General features: G+C 57.9%; 21 protein-coding genes. 4 read left to right on the top strand and 17 right to left on the bottom strand.

Annotated features, from left to right (window positions below):
* Positions 1-15 precede the first annotated feature (15 nt).
* The 12 genes from PG731_RS00450 to rimP all read right to left on the bottom strand — a co-directional run bounded on the left by PG731_RS00450 (position 16) and on the right by rimP (position 13,428).
* Positions 16-591 carry a GNAT family N-acetyltransferase gene (locus PG731_RS00450; protein ID WP_270771440.1) on the bottom strand — a complete coding sequence of 192 codons (576 nt, stop codon included), beginning with the start codon at positions 589-591 and terminating at the stop codon, positions 16-18.
* Positions 588-1,340, bottom strand: a complete 753-nt coding sequence (gene dapB, locus PG731_RS00445; RefSeq protein WP_270771438.1) for a 4-hydroxy-tetrahydrodipicolinate reductase — start codon at positions 1,338-1,340, stop codon at positions 588-590. The genes PG731_RS00450 and dapB overlap by 4 nt, the downstream gene beginning before the upstream one ends.
* Positions 1,341-1,362: 22 nt before the next feature.
* On the bottom strand, positions 1,363-2,682 hold the full coding sequence (locus PG731_RS00440) for a M16 family metallopeptidase (protein ID WP_270771437.1): 1,320 nt from the start codon (positions 2,680-2,682) through the stop codon (positions 1,363-1,365).
* A gap of 200 nt (positions 2,683-2,882) precedes the next feature.
* Positions 2,883-5,255, bottom strand: coding sequence for a polyribonucleotide nucleotidyltransferase (locus tag PG731_RS00435; RefSeq protein WP_270771436.1), 2,373 nt, complete (start codon positions 5,253-5,255; stop codon positions 2,883-2,885).
* 227 nt (positions 5,256-5,482) lie between these two features.
* Positions 5,483-5,752, bottom strand: a complete 270-nt coding sequence (gene rpsO, locus PG731_RS00430; protein WP_006681724.1) for a 30S ribosomal protein S15 — start codon at positions 5,750-5,752, stop codon at positions 5,483-5,485.
* A gap of 177 nt (positions 5,753-5,929) precedes the next feature.
* Positions 5,930-6,919, bottom strand: coding sequence for a bifunctional riboflavin kinase/FAD synthetase (locus PG731_RS00425; RefSeq protein ID WP_270771433.1), 990 nt, complete (start codon positions 6,917-6,919; stop codon positions 5,930-5,932).
* Positions 6,916-7,944, bottom strand: a complete 1,029-nt coding sequence (gene truB, locus PG731_RS00420; protein ID WP_270771431.1) for a tRNA pseudouridine(55) synthase TruB — start codon at positions 7,942-7,944, stop codon at positions 6,916-6,918. Before truB ends, PG731_RS00425 begins: the two co-directional genes overlap by 4 nt.
* 1 nt (position 7,945) lies before the next feature.
* The gene (rbfA, locus tag PG731_RS00415) at positions 7,946-8,422 is read right to left on the bottom strand and encodes a 30S ribosome-binding factor RbfA (RefSeq protein ID WP_101627333.1); all 477 of its coding nucleotides are present in this window, start codon (positions 8,420-8,422) and stop codon (positions 7,946-7,948) included.
* Positions 8,423-8,660: 238 nt separating this feature from the next.
* On the bottom strand, positions 8,661-11,444 hold the full coding sequence (infB, locus tag PG731_RS00410; protein ID WP_270771428.1) for a translation initiation factor IF-2: 2,784 nt from the start codon (positions 11,442-11,444) through the stop codon (positions 8,661-8,663).
* 107 nt (positions 11,445-11,551) lie between these two features.
* A complete protein-coding gene (locus tag PG731_RS00405; RefSeq protein ID WP_270771657.1) occupies positions 11,552-11,827 on the bottom strand; it encodes a YlxR family protein in 276 nt (91 codons plus the stop codon).
* Positions 11,828-11,899: 72 nt separating this feature from the next.
* Positions 11,900-12,946, bottom strand: coding sequence for a transcription termination factor NusA (gene nusA, locus PG731_RS00400; RefSeq protein WP_270771427.1), 1,047 nt, complete (start codon positions 12,944-12,946; stop codon positions 11,900-11,902).
* Positions 12,947-12,951: 5 nt separating this feature from the next.
* Complete coding sequence (gene rimP / locus PG731_RS00395) at positions 12,952-13,428, bottom strand: ribosome maturation factor RimP (RefSeq protein ID WP_270771425.1); 477 nt, start codon at positions 13,426-13,428, stop codon at positions 12,952-12,954.
* Positions 13,429-13,497: 69 nt separating this feature from the next.
* On the opposite strand from rimP, the gene PG731_RS00390 reads away from it, so the two are divergent.
* Both PG731_RS00390 and PG731_RS00385 read left to right on the top strand, forming a co-directional pair.
* Entirely contained in the window at positions 13,498-14,622 is a 1,125-nt protein-coding gene (locus PG731_RS00390) for a hypothetical protein (RefSeq protein WP_270771423.1), read from the top strand.
* A 124-nt stretch (positions 14,623-14,746) separates the two neighbouring features.
* Positions 14,747-15,232, top strand: a complete 486-nt coding sequence (locus tag PG731_RS00385) for a hypothetical protein (RefSeq protein ID WP_270771422.1) — start codon at positions 14,747-14,749, stop codon at positions 15,230-15,232.
* Between the two features lie 77 nt (positions 15,233-15,309).
* Here the strand turns inward: PG731_RS00385 and PG731_RS00380 are convergent, their stop codons facing one another.
* The 3 genes from PG731_RS00380 to PG731_RS00370 all read right to left on the bottom strand — a co-directional run bounded on the left by PG731_RS00380 (position 15,310) and on the right by PG731_RS00370 (position 19,132).
* Positions 15,310-15,789 carry an S-ribosylhomocysteine lyase gene (locus PG731_RS00380; protein WP_101627340.1) on the bottom strand — a complete coding sequence of 160 codons (480 nt, stop codon included), beginning with the start codon at positions 15,787-15,789 and terminating at the stop codon, positions 15,310-15,312.
* A gap of 72 nt (positions 15,790-15,861) precedes the next feature.
* Positions 15,862-17,826: a DNA primase gene (gene dnaG / locus PG731_RS00375; RefSeq protein WP_270771420.1), complete on the bottom strand. Its 1,965-nt coding sequence runs from the start codon at positions 17,824-17,826 to the stop codon at positions 15,862-15,864.
* A 40-nt stretch (positions 17,827-17,866) separates the two neighbouring features.
* Positions 17,867-19,132 (bottom strand): deoxyguanosinetriphosphate triphosphohydrolase, encoded by a 1,266-nt coding sequence (locus PG731_RS00370; protein ID WP_270771654.1) that lies wholly within the window; start codon positions 19,130-19,132, stop codon positions 17,867-17,869.
* Positions 19,133-19,228: 96 nt separating this feature from the next.
* On the opposite strand from PG731_RS00370, the gene PG731_RS00365 reads away from it, so the two are divergent.
* A complete protein-coding gene (locus tag PG731_RS00365) occupies positions 19,229-20,356 on the top strand; it encodes a hypothetical protein (RefSeq protein WP_270771419.1) in 1,128 nt (375 codons plus the stop codon).
* A gap of 45 nt (positions 20,357-20,401) precedes the next feature.
* On the opposite strand, the gene aroD is transcribed toward PG731_RS00365, so the two are convergent.
* Positions 20,402-21,202 (bottom strand): type I 3-dehydroquinate dehydratase, encoded by an 801-nt coding sequence (aroD, locus tag PG731_RS00360; protein ID WP_270771418.1) that lies wholly within the window; start codon positions 21,200-21,202, stop codon positions 20,402-20,404.
* Position 21,203: 1 nt separating this feature from the next.
* Positions 21,204-22,376, bottom strand: coding sequence for a tRNA dihydrouridine synthase DusB (gene dusB / locus PG731_RS00355; protein WP_270771652.1), 1,173 nt, complete (start codon positions 22,374-22,376; stop codon positions 21,204-21,206).
* Between the two features lie 13 nt (positions 22,377-22,389).
* On the opposite strand from dusB, the gene PG731_RS00350 reads away from it, so the two are divergent.
* Positions 22,390-22,686 (top strand): hypothetical protein, encoded by a 297-nt coding sequence (locus PG731_RS00350; protein WP_270771676.1) that lies wholly within the window; start codon positions 22,390-22,392, stop codon positions 22,684-22,686.
* Positions 22,687-22,748 lie beyond the last annotated feature (62 nt).

Raw genomic sequence — 22,748 nt, 5'->3', positions numbered from 1 at the left:
CTAGGTGAACGCCTATTACTCGTCAGGTGTCTGCGTCGAAGTCCACCACAGGTGCTGGACAACGTCAGGCATGTCGGGGAATGTGCGCCTGAGCCCTGCCGGTCCGAACCCGCATGAGGTGAAGAAACGGATCCGGGCCTCGTCCCTTGAATCAATCCACGTACTGAGGGCGGTCGCACGCGAAACGTCGACGCACGCCTGCACCAAGCGAGAGGCATGTCCGCTTCGACGGAAACTTTCGTCCACGTCCATTTCGGCGATCAACGAGGGCCCCGTGATGGCGCTACCATCACCGGCGGTGAAATCATCGGCGGGAACAACCAGAGCATAACCGGCGACCGCGTTGGCGTGGAGGGCAACAAGAGTGAAGCACCCAGCGGGAGCAGGAGCAGTCAATGTTGTTGCCCACTGTTGGGCAAGAACCTGTTCGTCCACCTGTGCGCTCGCGCCGAAGAGCCTCTTGAGCGAGGCCGCCTGAATACGCGCGATCTGTGGCGCATCCTGAGCCAATGCGGGGCGAACCGATCGGCCGGGTGACTTCGGAGCGGACCCAGGTGCACCTGCTTGCGGCATACCAAGGTCGATGCTCATGGAAGTCCCGGCAGGTCAAGGACAGTATCCAAGCCAATCGACAGACCCGGATGCTTGCTCACTTCGCGCACGCCCAACAAAACGCCGGGCATGAAAGAGAAACGGTCGAAGGAATCCGTGCGAATCACCAGCTGTTCACCAGGGTTGCCCAGCAGGATCTCTTCCGAGGCTGTCAGGCCACGCAGGCGGACAGCGTGGACGGGCACGCCGTCTACAGCTCCTCCGCGAGCGCCCAGTGGATCCGACTGGGTGGCATCCGGCATGGGACTACATCCGGCCTTTCCGCGCGACGCTGCGATCCCCTTCGCAGTGGCAACCGCAGTACCGGAAGGCGCATCCACCTTGTTCGGGTGGTGCATTTCGATAACCTCAGCGGACTCGAAGTACGGAGCGGCCAGCGCAGCGAACTTCATCGCCAGCACGGCAGACATCGCGAAGTTCGGTGCGATCAGGACGCAACGGCCGGATTCTTCAGCGTGCACGCGCACACGCTCATAGGATTCGTCACTCCACCCTGTTGTGCCCACAACGACGTTCACCCCAGCGTCCAGCAGTGCGTGGACGTTTGCTTCGGTAACAGACGGCGTTGAAAAGTCGACGGCAACCTCGGCGCCACCAAGGTTGCTGGCGATGATCTGATCCGAAGCATCAAGACCAGCGACGAACTCCATGTCGTCTGCACCGTTCACAGCTTCAACGACGGTCGCACCCATACGGCCTTGAGCACCAATGACTGCTACGTGAATCATGATGAGTTCCTCTTCTTGTCTTTTAGGCGTTGTTCGGAAGGACGAGAGCACGAGAGAAGTCACGGCTTACAAGGTCGGTGGCCATGGCCTTCACGTCTTCAGCGCTCACCTGGTTGATCGCGTCAATTGCTTGTTCGATGGACTTGTATCGGCCAGACACTTCAGCGCGACCAATGAGCATCATGCGCGACCAGTTATCTTCTTGGCCCAGCACGACGGAGCCCCGCACTTGGCCTCGTACGCGCTCCATTTCTAAGGCGGTCGGGCCTTCGCTTGCGAGCAACTCCAATTGGGCCCGCATGAGTTTTTCGACCTCGTCTACCTTCGCCGGCGATGTGCCCGCGTACATGCCGAAGCTACCGGTTTCCGCGTAGGAGGAACCGAAAGCATAGGTCGTGTAGGCCAAGCCTCGTTTCTCGCGAACTTCCTGGAACAAGCGCGACGACATCGACCCGCCCAGCACATTGAGCAAAACGTTAAAGGTCGGGAGTTCATCAGCGAGTGCGCAAAACCCCTTGGTGCCAATCACAACGTGAGCTTGTTCAACATCGCGACGCCTGACCATTTCCGCCGACTGTGCGCCTTCGCTGGTTGCAAGCTTCGAGCGACGCTGACGAGGCCGACTGGATGATTTCAGCTGTGATGCCCAATTGGACGCCGACAGAGCATCGGTCACCATGTTCACGACTGCTTCATGCTCGATATCGCCGGCAACCGCAACGATCAAGTTATTCGGCGCATAGTGGCGGTGATAGTGCTCAAGCACCTTGTCACGACTGAGCGCGCTGATGATGTCAGGGGTGCCACCCACCGGGCGACCAAGCGGAGTATCACCGTGAATTGCCTGCTGGAATGCTTCGTGGACGTTCTCGGTCGGAGAGTCTTTTGACATCGCAAGCTCATCGAGGATGACCCCTCGTTCCATTTCAAACTCTGCCGGATCCAAGAGCGAGTTGGTCAGCATGTCAGCGATCGTACCCACCGCCATTGTGAGATCGGTCGAAACGACGCGAGCCCAGTATGCGGTGTGTTCCTTCGCGGTTTCCGCATTCGTTTCTCCGCCCACGCGGTCGAAACTTTCGGCGATGTCAAAAGCGGAGCGAGTATCCGTCCCTTTAAACAACAGGTGTTCAAGGAAGTGGGTCGAACCTGCGACTTCGGGGGTTTCATCGCGAGATCCCACAGGAACCCACATGCTGACTCCGGCAGAATGCGTGGCAGGAATGTGCTGGGTGATGATACGCGTACCAAACGAGGTCACTGTCCGTCGCAGATCGCCATCAGTGTCATCCAGTAGCTGATTGTCGATCGCATCGAGTGTCAGTTCGATCGGTTCGCTCACGGGTCTTCCAATTCCTTTTCTTCTCGCCGTTCACGCGATGTTCCCCCGATTGTTCAGGCGGAGGATCAAAGCGTCCATGTGTGTGAGTCTACTTGCTCAATGCTCAACCGGTTGGAGACGTTCAGGCAGAGCACCATTGGCTGAAAAACACTGTTGGGCCGGTGGCTTAGCCACCGGCCCAACGAGGTTATGAAGAACTATCAGTCTTCAGACGGAGCCTGGGTTGCTTCGCCCTCGTCCTCACGCTTGCGACGCGTGCGGGTGCGCGGACGACGCTCACGACGCTCGGAGCGGTCACGGCGTTCGCGACGCTCGGGGCGACCTTCGGACTCGGAATTGGAAGCATTGGCAGCTTCAGCGGCTGCAGCTTCGTCATCAAGGACAGCGTGCAGGGAGAGCTTGCCACGATCGCCGATTTCAGCGATCTCGACCTCAACCTGCTGGCCAACCTGCAGAACGTCGTCGACAGACTCGACGCGCTTGCCACCGACCAGGCGACGAACCTGGGAAATGTGGAGCAGGCCATCCTTGCCCGGGGTCAGGGAGATGAATGCACCAAACGACGTGGTCTTGACGACCGTGCCGATGAAGCGTTCGCCGACCTCAGGCATCTGCGGGTTAGCGATCTGGTTGACCATCTGGCGCGCAGCTTCAGCGGCTTCGCCAGCAGCGGCAGCAATGTAGACGGTGCCGTCATCTTCGATCGTCAGATCTGCGCCGGTGTCTTCCTGGATCTGGTTGATCATCTTGCCCTTCGGGCCAATGACCTCACCGATCTTATCCACGGGAACCTGGACGGTGATGATGCGAGGAGCGTTCGGGCTCATTTCATCAGGACCGTCAATAGCCTGGTTGATCAGATCAAGGATTCTCAGGCGAGCGTCGCGGGCCTGAGCAAGGGCGCCACGCAGAACCTGGGAATCAATACCGTCGAGCTTGGTGTCGAGCTGGAGTGCGGTGATGAAGTCCTTGGTGCCAGCTACCTTGAAGTCCATGTCGCCGAAGCCGTCTTCTGCGCCGAGAATGTCGGTCAGGGTAACAGCCTTCTGAACGCCATCAACTTCACCGGTCATGAGGCCCATGGCGATACCGGCGACGGGTGCGCGCAACGGGACGCCAGCCTGGAGCAGCGACAGGGTCGATGCGCAGACGGAGCCCATCGAGGACGAGCCGTTGGAGCCCATGGTCTCGGAGACCTGGCGGATTGCGTAGGGGAACTCTTCGCGCGATGGCAGAACCGGGATCAGAGCGCGCTCTGCAAGGTCACCGTGGCCGATTTCACGGCGCTTCGGGGCACCCACTCGGCCGGTTTCACCGGTCGAGAAGGGAGCGAAGTTGTACTGGTGCATGTAGCGCTTCGCGGTGACAGGGCTCAGGTTGTCGAGCTGCTGTTCCATGCGGAGCATTGCCAGTGTGGTAACACCCAGGATCTGGGTTTCGCCACGTTGGAAGATGGCGGAACCGTGGACGCGAGGCAGAACCTCGACCTCTGCGGAGAGGGAACGAATCTGGCGCGGAGTACGACCATCCATGCGGATTTCTTCGCGCAGCGTGCGCTGACGGATCGTGTACTTTTCGAGCGAACGGAAGGCTGCCTTCAGCTCCTTCTCAGCGTCTTCATGTTCAAAGCGCGCAAGCAGTGCCTCGAGCATCTCGGCCTTAACGGCGTCAACGGCTTCGTCGCGCGCCAGCTTGCCTTCGGTCAGGAGCGCCTTGGCAAGCTTGTCGCCAACCCATTCCTCGACTGCTGCGTATTCTTCATCGGTGTAGTCGATGAACAGCGGGAACTCTGCAGTTTCCTTCGAAGCGGTCTTGGCGACCTCAATCTGGGCCTCGCAGAGGACTTTGATGAAGGGCTTTGCTGCTTCAAGACCATCGGCAACAACATCTTCGGTCGGAGCAATGGCGCCCCCCTGGATGAGTTCCCACTGGTTCTTTCCGCCACCGGCCTCAACCATCATGATTGCGACGTCTTCGGTGCCGTCTTCGCCGGTCACGATACGACCGGCGACAACGATGTTGAAGACGGAGCGCTCAAGCTCAGACCAACGCGGGAATGCCACCCACTGTCCGTCGATCAGAGCAAGACGGGTGCCACCGATCGGGCCGGTGAAGGGCAAGCCTGCGATCTGGGTGGACATGGATGCTGCGTTGATTGCCAGAACGTCATAAGCGTCATCGGGGTGAACAGTCAGGACTGTCTCGACAACCTGGACCTCGTTGCGCAGGCCCTTGACGAAGCCGGGGCGCAGCGGGCGGTCAATCAGGCGAGCTGCGAGAATTGCCTCGGTGCCGGCGCGACCTTCGCGACGGAAGAACGATCCGGGGATACGACCCGCAGCGTACGAACGTTCTTCAACGTCGACGGTCAGCGGGAAGAAATCGAACTGATCGCGAGGCGACTTGCCGACTGTGGTGGCCGACAGGACGGTGGTCTCGTCGTCCAGGTATGCCAGAGCGGAGCCTGCGGCCTGCTTGGCAAGGCGACCCGTTTCGAAGCGCACGGTGCGCTTGCCGAAACGGCCGTTATCAATAATCGCCTCTGCGGCGGTGATGTCTGATCCTTCCATCATGATGGGGATTCTCCTTTGTGATTCTCAACTGAAGAACTCACGTCACGCTTCGGCCTTCGATCGAAGTCCACGGCGTCGCACCCGACAAACAAGCGGGGGTCCGTGAACCACTGTCGAAAACCGGCGACGCGTTCGTGGTTCTTTCCTATTAGGTTGTGGGTGTGTGGGTGAATACGCCACACGTAGTGAACCGGCCCGGTCCCCTACGGGATCGGGCCGGCACAAGTTCAGCGACGCAGGCCGAGACGCTCGATGAGCGAACGGTAGCGTTCGATGTCGACCGAAGCCAAGTAGCCAAGGAGACGACGACGACGACCAACAAGCAGCAGAAGGCCACGACGTGAGTGGTGATCGTGCGTGTGGTACTTGAAGTGCTCGGTCAGATCCTTGATGCGCTGGGTCAGCAGTGCAATCTGAACCTCGGGGGAACCGGTGTCACCCTCATGGGTCGCGTACTCGGCGATGATCTGGTCTTTAACGTCCTTGCTCAGCGGCACAGGCGTCTCCTTTGCTTCACTCGTTGCGCGGAGCTGTAAAGCTTTCCTTTACAGCATCGGATCCGCGGCCGTTTTGACGGCTTTTCAAGGTTAGCATGATACGGGCTTTTCCCCGTATCTACGTGGGCAGACTCACCTTGTGAAAGGACAATCACACCCGAGGGAACCCCGTTGGTTTCAGACGGCGGTCACCGAATCGGGATCCACGCGATTCGCCACGGCGATTCCGAGCACGGACGCGGTCTTCAGCAAGTCATTATCCATCTGGAAAAGTAGTTCATCGAGAGAATCGAAGGTCATCATTTCGCGAATGCGTGACACAAAGGTGACCGCGATTTTCTCGCCGTAGAGGTTCAGGTCAGATCGGCCCAGCACGTGAGCTTCAACGGTGCGCTCTACCCCGTCGAACTGTGGGTTTGTTCCCACCGAGATCGCTGCGGGCAAGAATTCTGCGGACTGCGTTCCCGGAACGTTACGCACAACCCAGCCGGCATACACGCCATCAGCAGGCACAACGCCTTCAATTCCGCCGCGCAAATTGGCGGTGGGGAATCCCAGGGTACGGCCTCGTTTAAAACCGTGTTCGACCGTGCCACGGATTCGGTGCAAATGCCCCAAAACCCGGGCAGCGCCAGCGACATCGCCTTCGGCGAGCAGTTCACGCACCCACGATGAGGACCAGCGACGCCCTTCGGGAGCCTGAATATCGGTGACCATCACAACGTCAAAACCGTAGGTGCGTCCCAGCGCCCGAAGCGTATCGATTGTGCCTAAGTTGTGGGCGCCAAAACGGAAGTCTTCACCGACAACAACTTCAACCGCACCCAAACGGTCAACGAGGTACTCGGTGACGAAATCTTCGGGTTCCAGCGTGTACACGCTTTGGTCGTAGTGCTGCACAAGTGTTGCATCCAGTCCGCACGAGGCCATGGCATCAAGTCGATCCCGCAACGGCGAAATCAGCTGGAGGTTTACTTCCGGGCGATGCACCTGGGTCGGATGCGGGTCGAAAGTAATCGCCACGGCATCCACACCGCGTTTGCGTGCGCGCTCAACGCACGAGGCAACGACTCGGCGGTGCCCATTGTGCATACCGTCAAAGTTACCGATGGTGACCACCGACTTTTCGTCGCCGGGAATCTCAGACAGGTCGGTCCAGACCTTCATTGTGTTGCTCCAGAAAATACGTTGAGAGTCTTCAAAGAATGATTCTTAATGGCCAGCAACCCACAGAGCACTCCAGATGTATTGCACGCTGCGATGACATCGCCGGGGTTCCCTAATGCCATTACTTCCTGCGCGTCACGCGTCGGTGCCTGACCGTGGGAGAAACGCTGTTCTTCTTCCGCGCTCAGAACAATGGAGGGGAACAATGAGGTCGCGGCCTTGTCAATCGGAATCAGGCCGGGAGACGGCAACGAGGGCGCGCCTGGCGAAAACTCCCCTCGCGCTTCGGTTTCTGCTTGCAGATCAGCCAGCTGGTGGGCGCCCGAAAGGGTGAACGAGGCAACGCGCGTACGACGCAACGCCGTCAAGTGCGCGCCACACCCCAGCATCTGCCCGAGGTCGCGGGCGAGGGAACGAATATACGTGCCAGACGAGCAATCGACGTGAACGTCAACATCAACGACACTGACTGGAATAGCCGTCATTTCAGTCGAATCATCATCTGTGGCAATCGCATACTCCGCCATTTGAATGCGCGGATCGCCCAGTCGTTCGAAGGCGTGGATTGTAATCGGACGCGCTTTCAGCTCAACGAAGTGGCCTTCGCGTGCTAAGGCGTAGGCTCGCTTACCATCGACCTTGATCGCCGAGACCGTTGCAGGAACCTGCATGATCTCACCGCGCAGGCTTGCCATTGCAGATTCGAGCGCTTCTAGGTCCAGCTGTTCGCATCCGGCAATCGAAATCGGCTGGCCTTGCGCATCATCCGTGGTCATTGCGACGCCGAAACGAATCGTCGCGTCATAAGCCTTCGAGCCGGCGGTAATGTAGGTCAGCAGTCGCGTTGCTTGACCGATGCCGATTACCAAAACGCCGGTCGCCATCGGATCAAGGGTTCCTCCGTGGCCGACCTTACGAGTATGCGCCACGCGTCGCATCTTCGACACGACATCGTGGCTGGTCATCCCAGCTGGCTTATCGACAAGAACGATGCCTGGGATGGAAGTGTCAGGTTTTTTCGCCATCTCAGGCGAGGTCCTGGTCATTTTCGTCGAAGCCGTCGGCTTCCTCGCCGCCTTCATCTTCGTCGTCGCGACGGTAGGGATCTGCATCTCCAGCGTAGGTAGCCCCGATTGACGAGGCCGCGATCTCTTCATCGCGCTTCTTCGCTGCTGCCAGCGCGTCTTCGAGAGCTGCCGCAGACTCGGGCAGACCATCCAGGATGAATTCAAGGGTCGGAGTCAGGCGAATGCCTAGAGCCTTACCCACTTCGGAGCGAATAATGCCCTTTGCAGATTCGAATGCGCGACCGGCACCTGCGCGGTCGCCGTCATCGCCCAGGACTGTGTAGAAGATCGAAGCATGCTGAAGGTCGCCGGTCACTCGCACGTCGGTGATCGTGACGAAGCTGAGACGCGGATCCTTGATTCGACGGCCGAGCATACGCGCGACGGTCTGGTGAATACGGTCTTGAACTTTACGTTGGCGTGCTTCGTCTGCCATGGCACTCCCCTTTTTTCTTCTGTCACCCATTCGGTGGCTCATGATTTCAGTCGAACTGGCGTACTTGCTGGTATCCCATCGTAGAGGGTCTCACCCTCATCGGCTGAATGCTGCTGGATACCTCACGTTCAACGCACCTATCCAAACGCGTTAGCTGCTTGGAACACAAAGGTCGGGTGGAAGCGAAACTCGCTTCCACCCGACACTACGTATGTCCTACAAGCGGACCATCACGACCTCAGTCACGCGGCTTTTCGCGCATTTCCCAGGTTTCGATGATGTCGCCTTCGGCGATGTCCTTGTAGCCCAGCGTAATACCACATTCGTAGCCTTCGCGGACCTCGGTGACATCGTCCTTCTCGCGACGTAGCGATGCGATTTCGAGGTTGTCTGCGACAACCACGCCGTCGCGAACCAAGCGAGCCTTGGTTCCACGCTTGATCGTGCCAGAGCGGATGATCGAACCTGCGATGTTGCCGAACTTGCCGGAGCGGAAGACCTGACGGATCTCTGCGCTACCGAGTGAGACCTCTTCGTAGATCGGCTTGAGCATCCCCTTAAGAGCGGCCTCAATGTCGTCGATCGCCGAGTAGATGACGTTGTAGTACTTGATCTCGACGCCTTCGGAGTCGGCCAGTTCTGCCACGCGTTCTGCGGGGCGAACGTTGAAGCCGATGATGACGGCGTTGTCGACCGTTGCCAGGTTGACGTCGTTCTGCGTGATTGCCCCAACACCGCGGTGGATGATGCGCAGTGCGACCTCTTCGCCCACATCGATGCTGAGGAGCGAATCTTCCAGGGCCTCGACGGCACCGGAAACGTCACCCTTGATGATGAGGTTGAGGGTATCAACCTCGCCTTCCTTGAGGACCTTATCGAAGTCTTCAAGGGAGACACGCTTACGACGCTTGGCAAGCATTGCCTGACGTTCTGCTGCCTCACGCTTGCTAGCAATCTGGCGAGCAGTACGGTCATCAGGGGCAACCAAGAAGGAGTCGCCTGCACGCGGAACGGAGGTCAGACCAAGGACAGCAACCGGACGCGACGGACCGGCTTCAGAAACGTCATTCCCCGTGTCATCGAACATGGCGCGGACGCGACCGTAGGAGGAACCGACGACCAGCGCGTCACCGATGCGCAGGGTGCCACGCTGAACCAGCATGGTTGCAACGGCGCCACGACCCTTATCGAGGTTCGCTTCAATGGCAACGCCACGTGCTGCGGTATCGGGGTTAGCTTCCAGGGTCAAAGCAGCGTCTGCGGTCAACAGAACTGCTTCGAGCAGTTCGCGGATACCGGTACGTTGCTTTGCCGAGATGTCGACAAACATGATGTCGCCACCGTATTCCTCGGCAACCAGACCGTATTCGGTCAGCTGGCCACGGATCTTGTCCGGGCTTGCGCCTTCCTTATCGACCTTGTTGACCGCGACAACGATCGGAACGTTTGCTGCCTGAGCGTGGTTGATTGCTTCGACCGTCTGTGGCATGACTCCGTCGTCGGCTGCGACAACCAGAATCGCGATGTCAGTGACCTGAGCACCGCGGGCACGCATAGCCGTGAATGCTTCGTGACCGGGGGTATCGATGAACGTGATCGGACGCTTGCGACCTTCATGTTCAACGTTAACCTGGTAGGCGCCGATGTGCTGCGTAATTCCACCGTGCTCGGTGTCGACCACGTCGGTGTGACGGATCGCGTCAAGCAGCTTGGTCTTGCCGTGGTCGACGTGGCCCATGACGGTGACGACCGGCGGACGAGGCATGAGGTTTTCGACGTCGTCGAGTTCTTCGGCCTCGAGGTCAATATCGAAGGACTCCAGTAGTTCGCGGTCTTCTTCTTCGGGAGAAACGACCTTGACGTCGTAACCGAGTTCTGCACCGAGTGTTTCAAAGGTGTCCTGGTCGAGCGACTGGGTTGCGGTTGCCATTTCACCAAGATGGAACAGAACGGTGACCAGTGCTGCGGGATTGACCTCGATCTTCTCGGCGAAGTCTGCGAGGGATGCACCCTGGCGGATACGGATAACCTTGCCGTTTCCGCGAGGAATCTGAACGCCACCAATGACGGGTGCATTCTGCTGTTCGAACTCTTGACGTTTTGCGCGCTTCGACTTGCGTCCGCGCTGACTGCGACCGCCTCCGCGACCGAATGCGCCCGGAGTTGAGCCACGTCCACCACGGCCACCACCGCGGGGAGCACCTGAGAAACCGCCACCGGCGTTTGCACCGGGACCGCCCGCAGAGTGACCCCCAGCGGGACGTGCGCCACCGCGACCACGGCCACCACCACTACGTGCGGGGCGATCGTTTGCGGGCACGCCGCCGGAAGCGTTGCGAGCAAAGTTTGCTTGTCCTGGCATCATGCCGGGGTTCGGGCGATTACCACCACCGGAACGGTTACCACTCGGACGAGGGCTACCGGAACGGTTGGAATTGCCACGTGTCGGGCGATCATTGCCACCCTGCGGACGGCTACCACCGGGGCGCGGGCCCGGACGAGGACCGGGGCGGGGGCCACCGGTGCCACCCGGCCGAGGCATGCCTTGGCTGGACGCATACGGGTTGTTACCCGGACGCGGGCCACCCGAACGAGGGCCGGGACGAGGCATAGAAGGACGTGGCGCGCTAGCGTCGTCCTTGCTTTCAGCTTTTTGCTTGCCTGCCGGCTTGGGGGCTGCAGGCTTAGGAGCACCCGGCTTGGGGGCCGAGGTCTTCTCAGCGCTCTTTGTTGCCTTCGGTGAGGCAGGCTTCGGAGCGGAAGATTGTGAAGAAGAAGCCTTCGATGCCACAGTCTTCTTTTCGGCGGGCTTCTTTTCGCTCTTGGTAGCGGTCTTCTTCGTTGAAGGGGCTTCAGTCGGGCCCTTCGATCCGTAGTGCTCACGCACGGAACGCACAACTGGCGATTCCAATGCTGAGCCTGAGGCTTTGACGAACTCACCGTGGTCGTTGAGGTACGTCAAAAGTTCCTTGCTGGTGATTCCGAGCTCTTTGGCGAGCTCGTGGACACGCAACTTTGCCACTTTTCTCCTGTCCGGAAGCGCCTCCGGACGGAGACGCGTTACTTGTATTGCTGGCAGCTCATCGCTGGGTACTCATCGGGTGCCCATCGGCTTCCAACCCGCTTTCATTACTCGACGAGAGCACTGTGTGCTCGTGATGAGGCAACCTGGCCAAGCTGGTCCCACATGTGGGCGTCAATGTCGCCCTCGCATGAGAGTGCTCGTTGAAATGCCCGACGCTTGCGGGCGGTTTCGATACACGTTGGATCCGGGTGAATCCACGCACCTCGACCGGGTTGCGCGCTTGTGGGGTCTACGGTGCAAACCCCATCTTTCGAAACAACAACGCGGATAAGATCCGCGCGTAACGCTCGACGTGAACATCCCACGCATGTACGCACCATTACCGCGCCATGTGGCACGGTGATCTGGTTCAGCGCAGAATGCGACACATGATTAGTCTAATCGAGCTGGGCTTATTCCTCGTCGCCCACGTATGAGCGACTGGTCACGTCATCAGGCAAAGAGGAGCGCGAAACGTCTGCTTCTTCACCGTTTTCCGTATCGGAGTGAATGTCGATATGGAATTCGGTCAAGCGCGCAGCAAGGCGAGCATTCTGGCCTTCCTTACCGATCGCCAGCGACAGCTGGAAGTCCGGGACGATCGCGGTTGCGGTGCGATTGTCGATCGAGTGAACGACAACGCGGGCAACGCGTGCAGGCGACAGGGCGTTTGCGACGTAGCGTGCCGGATCTGCCGACCAGTCGACAATATCGATCTTTTCGCCACCGAGTTCGTTCATGACCGCGCGCACACGTGCACCCATCGGACCGATGCATGCGCCCTTGGCGTTAATGCCGTCACGGGTCGGTGCAACGGCGATCTTCGTGCGGTGTCCAGCTTCGCGTGCGATCGACTTGATCTTGACCAGGCCCTGCTGAATTTCGGGGACCTCGCGCTCGAAGAGACCGGAAACGAGGCCCGGGTGAGTGCGCGAAAGCGTGATGCGTGCGCCTTTTTCGGTGCGTTCAACGTTGACGACGAACGCGCGAATACGGTCTCCGTGACGATAGGTTTCGCCGGGAGTCTTTTCCGAGTCGGGAAGAACTGCTTCGAAGTCATCGCCGACCTTGACGATGGTGATGCGCCCGTCACGCGACTGGTCAACGACGCCGGTGACGACCTGTCCCTTCTGGGAAGCAAAGTCGCCGAGGACCTTCTGATCGTCTGCATCACGCAGGCGCGCAATGATGATCGAACGAGCGGTCGCCTGGGCGATACGACCGAAGTTCTTCGGGGTGTCGTCGAATTCGCCGATCGGGTTGCCCTCTTCGTCTTCTTCGGTGGCAATCACCGCGACGCTACCAGTCTTCTTATCGATTTCGATTCGAGCCTGAGAGATGGCGCCGGGAAGATTGTGGTAGGCCTTGAGAAGGGCTTCTTCAATGGCATCGACGAGCCGGTCTAGGGACACGCCCTTTTCCTGCTCAACCATGCGCAGTGCTGTCATATCGATTTCCATGCGTCTCATTCCTCCGAACCGAATTCGACGCGCGGACGCGCCTTCTTAACCTGTGTGTACTCAATGGTAGTGGGCGTTCCATCAACGTTCAGCACAGCATGGGAATCAGTGGCGGATTCGACACGTCCGGCCAGCTTCGTGGCGTCTTTCAGCTTCACGGCGACGAGACGCCCAATTTGGCGCTGCCAATGACGAGGAGTGACCAGTTCACGCTCCGCGCCCGGCGTTGACACTTCAAGGAAATATTCGCCGTCGACGGGATCGACTTCATCCAAAATCGGGCTGACTGCACGTGACATATCGGCAAGAGCTTCCGAATCAACACTTGCACCGGGCTCGATTGCTTCGACGATCACTCGAACAATCTGCATTCCAGATTCTTTGACTCCGATAACAGAATCAAGTTCGAGTCCGAACCCTGAAGCGATAGGCGCTAAGCGTTCTTCGAGCGCCTCAAAGTGATGTTGTGGCTTCGCCACCATTCCTCCTACGTGTCCAACACGGCATTAGCTCCCCATCGTACCCGCCTTGAAACATGACATGATTTGAGAGTGCATCTTGTTGATCATCACACTCAGACTGACCGCGCCCCCTCGTCGCGACCACTTCAGCATCGCCGAATCGGCACTTCGGTGAGCATCGGTGTCGCTTCTGCCTTGATCCTCAGCGCCTGCACCTCAACGAATATCCCGTTTTTGACGCGAACACTTCAGATCCCACAGATGTCTGACACCGACGTCGTTCGCGATCGCGCTGCGCGCGCTGACCAGGCAGCAGCAATTCGCGCTCAAGGTTTTGCTTCCCTTGCTTCATCGTGTGAGTCATGTGCCACTGCGCTTTCAACTTTTTCTACGCAGGCTCAAGGACGCGCGGATTCCTTGGGTGGGGTCTGGGAGCCGTGGGGAACACAGGTGCCAGACAATACCGAGAACGTGCCAGATATTGCCGACGCCCCACTTTCGATTGACGAATTCATCGCGTGGAACGAAACAACTGCTCTTCGAGACCTTGCAACCGCATCAAATCCCGAGGCTCTTGACGGCGGACAAGCCGTTGCCCTAGCTCAAGTGGCTTTGAGTCGCTACGCCGATACTCAAGGGCTTGCTCTGACGTACGGGATTGGTGAAAGCACGCAGAGTCTCAGCCTCCAGACTCTCAACTCTCGCTTCAGCCTGAAAACAGACAATAAGGATCTCGAGGAACTGGCAACATGGGGGCTTGACCAAGAACAACTTGAGAATGGCACCCTGATGCCCACGCTCGAAGTGAGCGACGAAACAGGTGAAAAGCTTGCGGTTTCCACGGAGCTCTCCGATTCTGTCGCACGCTGGGATTGTGTCGCTCAATCACTGCCGGCTGCTCAGTTAAAGAACCAAGTCATTTCTGATGCCAGCATCAAAGCTGATGAACTATTCAGCCGAGTCGATGCAACATTAGAGAATGGTGCAACGGACACGCGCGCCATGAGGTGTTCAATCGATACGTCCAGCGCTGACGCTATTTTCTTGACTCTGATTGAAGCCGACCTTCACTTGGTGAATACGTCTGACGAAGGCCTGCGAACAATCGGCATTCAGGCTGCTCTCGATGACATTCGCTCATGGATGGGTGCCGCCACGATGAGCTCTCTTCCATTGCCGACCCCCGTTCCCGCCGAGGGAACTGACAATTCCTAGTCATCTCAAGCCGCTACAAGCACCAAGACGGACAGAGCAACTAACTGTCCTTCTTGGAAGCCTGCTTTTCGCAGGACGCCACCTCGCCCAGCCGAGGCAGGTGGCGTTTGCCTACAATGAGCCCATGACTACCGTTCTGCCCGCGTCCGCTCTTGGCCTACTCCCCGACATTGATCGCAACCCCGTCGCTGAACAAGTAGGAGATGACCTCTGGGTTGTCGCCGGCACTCATGCGCTGATCCTGACTTCCGCCACCGCGGTCATCGATTCCGCAATGTGGTACGAGGTCGCGACCGCTCAATGGGAGGCTGAAACTCGTCAGTTGTCGGTCACCTGGGTTGATCCTCAACGCCCGGATTGGACGCTGACAACAGTGTCTGAAGATCCGCACGTTCTGATGCGAACCATCAGTGACCACGTCAATCATTCGATCGTGATTCACAAGGCCTTGAAGGTGTCGAATGGAACGCAAGTAGCGGCGTGGATTCGGCGCGCGGAAGACGGAAAGCTGTTTTCTGTTCTGATTGCGCTTGGCCCGCTTGACGAGGCTTCCCAGAAGGAAGCAGAGGCCTTCGAACGCGATTTGCGCGAGAGCGTAGGCCTCGATTAGGTCTGTTCCCCAGCAACACACGTGTCGGCGAAGTCCATGACCTCGCCGATACGTTTTTCAGTCGCTACAACGTGCCCTTAGTCGTCCAGCAGAGTGCGCACGAAAGGATCAATGGAGAATTTCTTATCCAGGATGGCTCGCGTCCATTCTTTGGCGGAGAACAGTGAGTGATCACGGTAGTTACCGCAGGACACGATGTCGGTGCCGGGAACGTCATCCCAAGTGACCTGGTCAGCGATTGCTTCAAGGCTGGAGACAACGGCTCGCGTGACTTCTTCAATGCTTGGGGTGCCCCACGTAATCAGGTGGAAACCGGTTCGGCAACCGAACGGCGAGCAGTCAATCACTCCATCCATGCGGTCCCGCAGAAGGGAGGCCATGAGGTGTTCGATCGTGTGCAGACCACCGGTTGGGATCGCGTTTTCATTCGGCTGGACGAAACGCAGATCAAAGTTAGAAATCGCATCCCCCTTCGGGCCGTGTTCAACGGCAATCAGGCGAACATAGGGTGCTTTCACTGCGGTGTGATCCAGCGCGAAGCTCTCAACTTCAGCCATGGTGGCCTCCTTGGGGTCGAACATGTCGGTAGCACGGCACCGGGAAAGCCAGTGCGAGAAACGATCAACAATCTAGTCGCGTTCACGCAAAGAACGTCGTCGCTGTTCAAGAGTGACCAGATATTCGAATGTTTCTTGATACTTCGGGTCATCTTCATTCATACGCTGAAGCTGCGAGCGAATGTCGGCTGTTTTGCGATTCAGGTCCAATCGAACCAGCGCGTTCACAACTCCCTTGCAGTAAGAACGCATTTCGTCTTCGCGATCCTGAGGAAGTTCGACGACTGCAAGTTTGGTGATAATCGGTTCGATCAGTTCGCCTGCTTCTTGGCGAATATCATCCACGAAACGACGTGTCGCCACCTCTTGTGCATAGGCACTATCGCCTGTTTCGTCCTGTGCTTTCTTCAGCTGACGAGCAAACGCATCAACGCCACCAACCGCTTTAATCGCATCGAATACGGCTCTGCGCGTTGGATGAGTAAATGTCGCACCATCGATGGAATCGAACTGCGTGCCAATGAAATAAATCGGCTGTTGCAAAACTGCTTCCAACGCCTGGCGCTCCACGCGCGAGACGAGATCTTCGGGTTCAGGGCGTGCTTGAGGTTGCGGGCGACCAGCTCTGGCCATGTGGTTATTCTGTGCACTGTCGAAACGCTGATATCTCCCGCGTGATAGTGAACGAATCTGGTTGTGAACGAAACGAGGCTCCATGCCAAGCCAGCCGGCTAGCAGGCGTTCGTACTCCATCCGCAATGCGCGATCTTTAATGTCAGCAACGATGGGAGCAGATGCTTCCAAAGCCCGAACGCGTCCTTCGGGGAAATTGAGGTTCGATTGGCGAAGGATCGAACGCAAGACGAATTCAAACAGTGGAATACGCGAGCGAATCAATTCAACAACCGCGTTCTTCCCTCGATTAATCATAATGTCGCACGGATCCATCCCCTGAGGATCAACTGCAACAAACGTTTGAGACGCAAAGTTCTGGTCTTCTTTAAAGGCGCGAAGAGCAGCCTTTTGACCCGCCTCGTCACCGTCAAAGGTAAAGATCACTTCGGAGCCTCGTGCCTGTCCACTGGACAGGACAACCCCGGCAGCAGAATCCGCCGAGTCGCCCAGCAGTCGGCGGACAACGCGAACGTGCTCGGATCCGAAAGCCGTACCGCAGGTAGCAACCGCGCAGGTCACACCGGCCATATGAGCAGCCATCACGTCCGTGTATCCCTCGACGATGACGACCTTACGGTTCTTGGAAATCTCTTTCTTCGCCAAATCCAGCCCGTACAGCAACGTGGACTTCTTATACAGCGGAGTTTCGGGGGTATTCAAGTACTTCGGGCTCTGCTTGTCTTCGTCGTTCAAACGCCTGGCGCCAAAACCAACGGTTGTTCCTGTGATATCCCGGATCGGCCACATGACGCGACCGCGGAAACGATCAATCAGACCCCGCTGCCCACGCGACGCCAAGCCGGACTTTTCAATCTCTTCATCGGTAAAACCACTTGAGCGAAGCATGCGCGTCAGAGTGTCCCAGGAATCGGATGAGTAACCGACGCCAAAATGCCGACACTCTGCAGGTCCGAACCCGCGGTTGCCTAAGAACTTACGGGCAGGCAAGGCCTCTGGAGTTTCAAGCTGTTTTTGATAGAACTCTTCAGCAATCCGATGCATGTCGATCAGACGCTGGCGCCTGCCGGGCTGTTCACGCACCGTCTGAGAGCTTCCCTCTTCGTAGCGAAGAGGGACACCCGTCATTTGAGACAGGTATTCAAGAGTCTCTGGGAAGGAAAAATTATTGATCTTCTGAACAAAAGCGAAGATGTCTCCGCCTTCTCCACACCCGAAGCAATGCCAGAGACCCGTCGTCGGATTAACGGTAAAACTCGGAGTGCGTTCATCGTGAAAAGGGCACAACCCCTTCAAAGAGTTCATTCCGCCGCTACGCAAAGTGACGTGTTCACCTACGACACGAGCAACATCAATTGCCTGTCGTAAGCGTTCCTTGTCTTCTTCAAGAATGCGTCCGGCCATAGACGCTAGTCTACCGATCTGTTCACCATTTAGCGCACGCTCACAATTGGGTTGAAAGCATGCCACACCGCTGGGCGTGCCAGCGTGACGCGGACGCATCCGTCAGCGACGCAACCTGGTCAATCACCACGCGCAAACGCTCATTATCATCGTTCGTTTGACGCCAATTTTCAGCAAAAAGAGGTTCCAAAGCTGACGGTCCAGCCTTGAAAAGAGCATCCACCAAGTCCGCCAAAAGCGTGCGCTGCTGGTAATACACCGGCTCGTTCTCACGCGGGCTCATTACGAAGTGAACAGCCAGCCCCTTCAGGATCTGGATCTCCGCACGGGCCTCGGGAGGAACAACCAGATCCGCACGGTATCGTCCCAACGGACCGGCACCAAACTCAACACGAGTCGCGCTGACTGTAGAGGCACAGAAACGTCCGATCAGTTCGGATGTGAAATCTTTTAATTCCGCGAGCGCACGATAGGAGCCATCAAAGGATTGTGGCCATTCGGGCATACGAAGCAGACGGTCAATTGCCAGTTCCAAATCGGTGCGGGCAACCCCTGTCCCGTACCAATTGATCGTCGAGTCAATAATCGCATTCAGTGTCGATTCATCACTGAGGGATGCAACGTCGCATTTACCCGTTGCAATGGCATCTTCAACGTCATGCACAGAGTAGGCAATGTCGTCTGAGAGATCCATGATCTGCGCTTCCAAGCAACGTCGACCAACGGGCGTGCCCTGACGCATCCACTCGAAAACGTGAGCATCATCTGAATAGACGGAGAACTTCTTTGCTGACTTCACCGGATCCGGCCCCTGGCCCTTCGCCCACGGGTATTTACAGATCGCATCCAGTGTCGCCTTCGTCAGATTCAACCCCGCCGGATGCCCATCATCGGTCAGCACTTTCGGCTCAAGTCGGGTCACCAGACGCAGGGTCTGTGCGTTTCCTTCAAAACCACCGCAATCGTCGGCAAGCTCATCCAAAACCCTCTCGCCATTATGCCCAAACGGCGGGTGCCCAAGATCGTGGCTCAGGCACGCTGCATCGACCACGTCAGGATTCGCGCCCAATTCTTTACCCAGTTCACGACCAACCTGCGCAACCTCAAGAGAGTGCGTCAGACGCGTACGAACAAAGTCGTCGGTGGCCGGGCCTAACACCTGAGTCTTCTCACCCAGACGACGCAAACCCGACGAGTGCACAATTCGAGCCCTGTCGCGTTCGAACGGCGTCCGCATCGCTGACTTCGAAGGTTCGGGCCACATACGTGACTGATCCTGGGACGAATACACGGGCACGAGCACCATAGCACTCCGAGTCATTTCAAGGCTTTCATTCACCACATAAGCCTATCTCTTGGGAATGGGCAGACGAGTTATCCACATCTGTGACACGATGAACGGGTGCAACACCACGAGCCTCGCCCACACGCCGTCCGCACCCTGCTCGTTCATCGATCCAGGCGCGGCCCCAGTCCCTGGTGGCATTCCTGTGCGCTCGCGACGATCCCTACTCCTCTATCTGCGGATAACGTTGCTCAGATTTCCGGTGATGCACTGGCTTTACACAATGCCGGTTTTGATACCGTTCTTGTCACTGTTAATGACCCGGTTCTGCTGGTTCATCCGAGTTCGCCGTTGCCGGAGTTTATTCATCAGTTGAAAGCGCGCCACCAGCGTGTGATTGTGCGTATCCCGAATGAAACATTCGTGTCTTTGGGGGCGCGCGGAGCGGATATGGAAAACCGCGTCACGACGCTTCTTCTGAGGACGCGCGGCGCCCTCAACGCTGGCGCGGATGGTGTTGATTTGGGCGTGTGCGCCGAAGAGTATGAAGACTCCCCGGTCCGCAGGGCGCTTGCGCGAGAGCGTTTCACTTCTCTTGTCCGCCAAGTTGAAGCAGAGTGTGCAACGTTTGATTCTCAGCCGATTGTGACGGCACACCTGTCTGGCTTTGATACTCCCGCGATTATGTCTCACCTTGAAGACGAGTGGTTCCATCATCTGCACGATGATGCGCTACTCACTGCTTCTTTTGACGCTCCAAGCCTTGAGTTGGTTGTTTCAGATTCGCTGTCTATCCGCGATCGTATTGGTGCGGTTGCTCCGTGGAACGTTGATTGTCTGCCCGCCGATCGCCAGTCGGATACGGATCGTGCGTTAACGCTACTTGCACTTGGTCTGCCGGGTGTGTTCCACGGTCGCCTTCGTGAAGAAAACGTAGTCGAGCAGGTCAGTGCGGCCTCGTACATTCGGACGGCGCTTGCCCTGCGATCCGAACGCAAGCTGGGAACACACGCGCTGGGCGTACTGCACGGGTTGGAGTGGGCGCGCCCCGATACTCTTGTATATCTGAACTCCGACGTGATGATCGTTGTGAACACCGCCGATCAGCCTCTCGCTCTTCCGCCCGGTTCCCAGATCCTTGTGGCGAGTTCCCAGGGTAGCGATGGGGTGGTTGCTCCCAGGTCGTGCGCGTGGGTGAGCGTCGCCCGCATCCAGCCGGCACCGACCGCCGAGTTCTCTGACTGACAATCCACGACCACCGTTTCGGTTTTCGCTTTCGTACGTGCCTTTTCAGCGCTGAAGGGTGACGAGGCCACGCCGGGTTTCTTCAACGCTGAGCTGACCTGGGGCGCTGGAGGACGACGCGGAAGCGAATGTTGCCGCGTTGGCGAATGTTTGACCGCAGATCCTGGTGATCGCACCGAATTCACCCATTCCAATGCCGATAACAGGGAGGGTATAGGTTCGTGATGCTTTTACTTGCGCGTCCATGATCCTCAGCGCGTCCTCGGGCCGATGAGTCATATAGGCAACTTTGAGCACGTCGGCGCCAGCTTTTGCCATCAATGCGAATACTCGATCCATGTCGACGGCTGAGGGCGTTCGGGCAAAATCATGGTGCGACGCCACGGCGATGCTCCCGGCCTCGTGAATCTCTTCAACTATGTCGAATGCACCCGGGCGACAGATTTCAAGGTCGACTGCGTCGGCGAAGGTGGCCAGAATGGCAAGAAAGTCCGCGTATTGAGCATCAGAAAAATCGACGAGGCCTCCTTCGGTGGCTGTGCGAATTGTTGCCAGCAGAGGAAGCGGGCTCTGATCCATCACGAGCTTGAGTCCAGTGCGTAATAGGCCTTCACGCTCGCTCGCTTGCACCGAGGCAAGGAGTGGGTCAACGCGCCATTCAATCAAGTCGGGCTGAGCGCCAGCGACATCCGCGATCTCGGTTGTCAGCGATTCCAGTGAAGCGCTCATCAGCGGAGAGATGACGGCCGTTGGAGCGCCACCTCCGATCTTGAGCATTCCTCGCGGAGTCGACGCATGACCAATCGTCACTTCAGTTGGGATGAAATCATCGCAAGGATTCAACATATCAACCTCCACTGACATCGGATTCAGCAAGATGAAGGGTCTGGCGTTCAGCATCGCTCAGATAGGGAGAGTCCAACCAGCCATCGGGCAGGTGTGGCGTCTTTTCACCGCCGGCGCGACCGCGAGCACCCAGCGCCGCCTGCGGATACTCCTGCTCAAGGTCCAGCGTGTGGAGAAGATCGTGGAGTTCTTCGAGGGTCGACACCATTGCGAGCGCGTGACGAGTTGGCCCTCCGACCGCGAAGCCTCGCAGATACCAGCCGACATGCTTGCGCATTTCGCGGAGAGCCCGCAGTTCATCGCCCTGGTCTTCAACGACCCATGCGGCGTGCTTTTCGATGATATCCGCGATGTCGGAAAGACTCGGGTCAGTAAAGGCAGGGCCACCCATTAGTGTCGAAGTCAGGTCGGTAAACAGCCAGGGGCGCCCCTGGCATCCTCGACCGACTACAACTGCATCGCAACCGGTTTCATCCATCATTCGCTGTGCATCTGCGCCGGAGAAAATATCGCCGTTTCCGAAGACAGGAATACGCATCGCGTCTTTCAAACGCTTGATCTGCTTCCAGTCAGCGTGACCCGCGTAGTGCTGGGTTTGCGTGCGCGCGTGGAGGGCAACCGCTGCGACACCGCGATTTTCAGCCACTTTTGCAGCGTCGAGGAACGTAATGTGATCGTCGTCAATACCAACGCGCATTTTCACTGTGACGGGAATATCGCGGCCAACTGCTGCTCCGGCCGTGTCCGCAGCACCAACAACCGCGTGTACAAGATCGTCGAACAGGTCGCGCTTCCACGGAAGGGCAGCTCCCCCACCCTTCTTCGTCACTTTCGGAACCGGGCACCCAAAGTTCAGGTCAATGTGATCCACCAGGTCACGGTCAATAAGGATCGATGTAGCCTGAGCCATCGTGGCTGGATCAACGCCGTAGAGCTGGATGGAGCGCACGCGCTCGACGGGGTCTGGGCGCACCATTTGCAATGTGCGCACATTACCTTCAACGAGGGCGCGCGACGTTACCATCTCGCACACGTATAGGCCGGAGAGCGCGTCCACGCCTTTTTCTGGAGTGACCTGAGCGTTCGGACTGGCAGGATTCAACCAATCCGGCAGTCCTTCTTCGCCCATTAGCCGACATAAACGCCGAAATGGCACATCGGTTACTCCCGCCATCGGGGCAAGAACGATGGGCGACCATACGCGCAGCGGGCCGATCCGGAGCGGATTCACGGCGCGGCTGCGCGTCGTTCCCCGGGTCGCTTCCAGTGAAGTCATGGTGCCCATTCTGCCCTCGATTGAACAACTCGAATTCGCCGGAGAGGTGAACTCCCTCATGGGCTTCCTCGTCGCCTCCCGCCTCATACATCCCGATGACAACGTCGGGAGCGCATCAGCGCCGCTGTCTTCTTCCTCCTCCGAGCGCTCCGCGGGAAATGGGATCATTCGCACCTCCGCCGTATTCGATGCCCATCCACCACAGTAACATTTTGTTAACAGTCGAAGCGAACCTCTATCCACGATCAGGCATTCTTGCTAACTTCCCCT

The organism is Pauljensenia sp. OF14-1SRA (genome assembly GCF_027694595.1).
Taxonomy (GTDB): Bacteria; Actinomycetota; Actinomycetes; order Actinomycetales; family Actinomycetaceae; genus Pauljensenia; species Pauljensenia turicensis_B.
The sequence above is the reverse complement of the archived record's forward strand: the minus strand, read 5'-3'. Positions and strand labels throughout refer to the sequence as shown.

Bases quoted from the DNA above. Each gene is read 5' to 3' on its own strand.
- PG731_RS00450 (WP_270771440.1), bottom strand. From the start codon at position 591: ATGAGCATCGACCTTGGTATGCCGCAAGCAGGTGCACCTGGGTCCGCT.
- dapB (WP_270771438.1), bottom strand. From the start codon at position 1,340: ATGATTCACGTAGCAGTCATTGGTGCTCAAGGCCGTATGGGTGCGACC.
- PG731_RS00435 (WP_270771436.1), bottom strand. From the start codon at position 5,255: ATGATGGAAGGATCAGACATCACCGCCGCAGAGGCGATTATTGATAAC.
- PG731_RS00425 (WP_270771433.1), bottom strand. From the start codon at position 6,919: ATGAAGGTCTGGACCGACCTGTCTGAGATTCCCGGCGACGAAAAGTCG.
- truB (WP_270771431.1), bottom strand. From the start codon at position 7,944: ATGGCGAAAAAACCTGACACTTCCATCCCAGGCATCGTTCTTGTCGAT.
- rbfA (WP_101627333.1), bottom strand. From the start codon at position 8,422: ATGGCAGACGAAGCACGCCAACGTAAAGTTCAAGACCGTATTCACCAG.
- PG731_RS00405 (WP_270771657.1), bottom strand. From the start codon at position 11,827: ATGGTGCGTACATGCGTGGGATGTTCACGTCGAGCGTTACGCGCGGAT.
- nusA (WP_270771427.1), bottom strand. From the start codon at position 12,946: ATGGAAATCGATATGACAGCACTGCGCATGGTTGAGCAGGAAAAGGGC.
- rimP (WP_270771425.1), bottom strand. From the start codon at position 13,428: ATGGTGGCGAAGCCACAACATCACTTTGAGGCGCTCGAAGAACGCTTA.
- PG731_RS00385 (WP_270771422.1), top strand. From the start codon at position 14,747: ATGACTACCGTTCTGCCCGCGTCCGCTCTTGGCCTACTCCCCGACATT.
- PG731_RS00380 (WP_101627340.1), bottom strand. From the start codon at position 15,789: ATGGCTGAAGTTGAGAGCTTCGCGCTGGATCACACCGCAGTGAAAGCA.
- dnaG (WP_270771420.1), bottom strand. From the start codon at position 17,826: ATGGCCGGACGCATTCTTGAAGAAGACAAGGAACGCTTACGACAGGCA.
- PG731_RS00370 (WP_270771654.1), bottom strand. From the start codon at position 19,132: ATGGTGCTCGTGCCCGTGTATTCGTCCCAGGATCAGTCACGTATGTGG.
- aroD (WP_270771418.1), bottom strand. From the start codon at position 21,202: ATGTTGAATCCTTGCGATGATTTCATCCCAACTGAAGTGACGATTGGT.
- dusB (WP_270771652.1), bottom strand. From the start codon at position 22,376: ATGGCGGGAGTAACCGATGTGCCATTTCGGCGTTTATGTCGGCTAATG.
- PG731_RS00350 (WP_270771676.1), top strand. From the start codon at position 22,390: ATGGGCGACCATACGCGCAGCGGGCCGATCCGGAGCGGATTCACGGCG.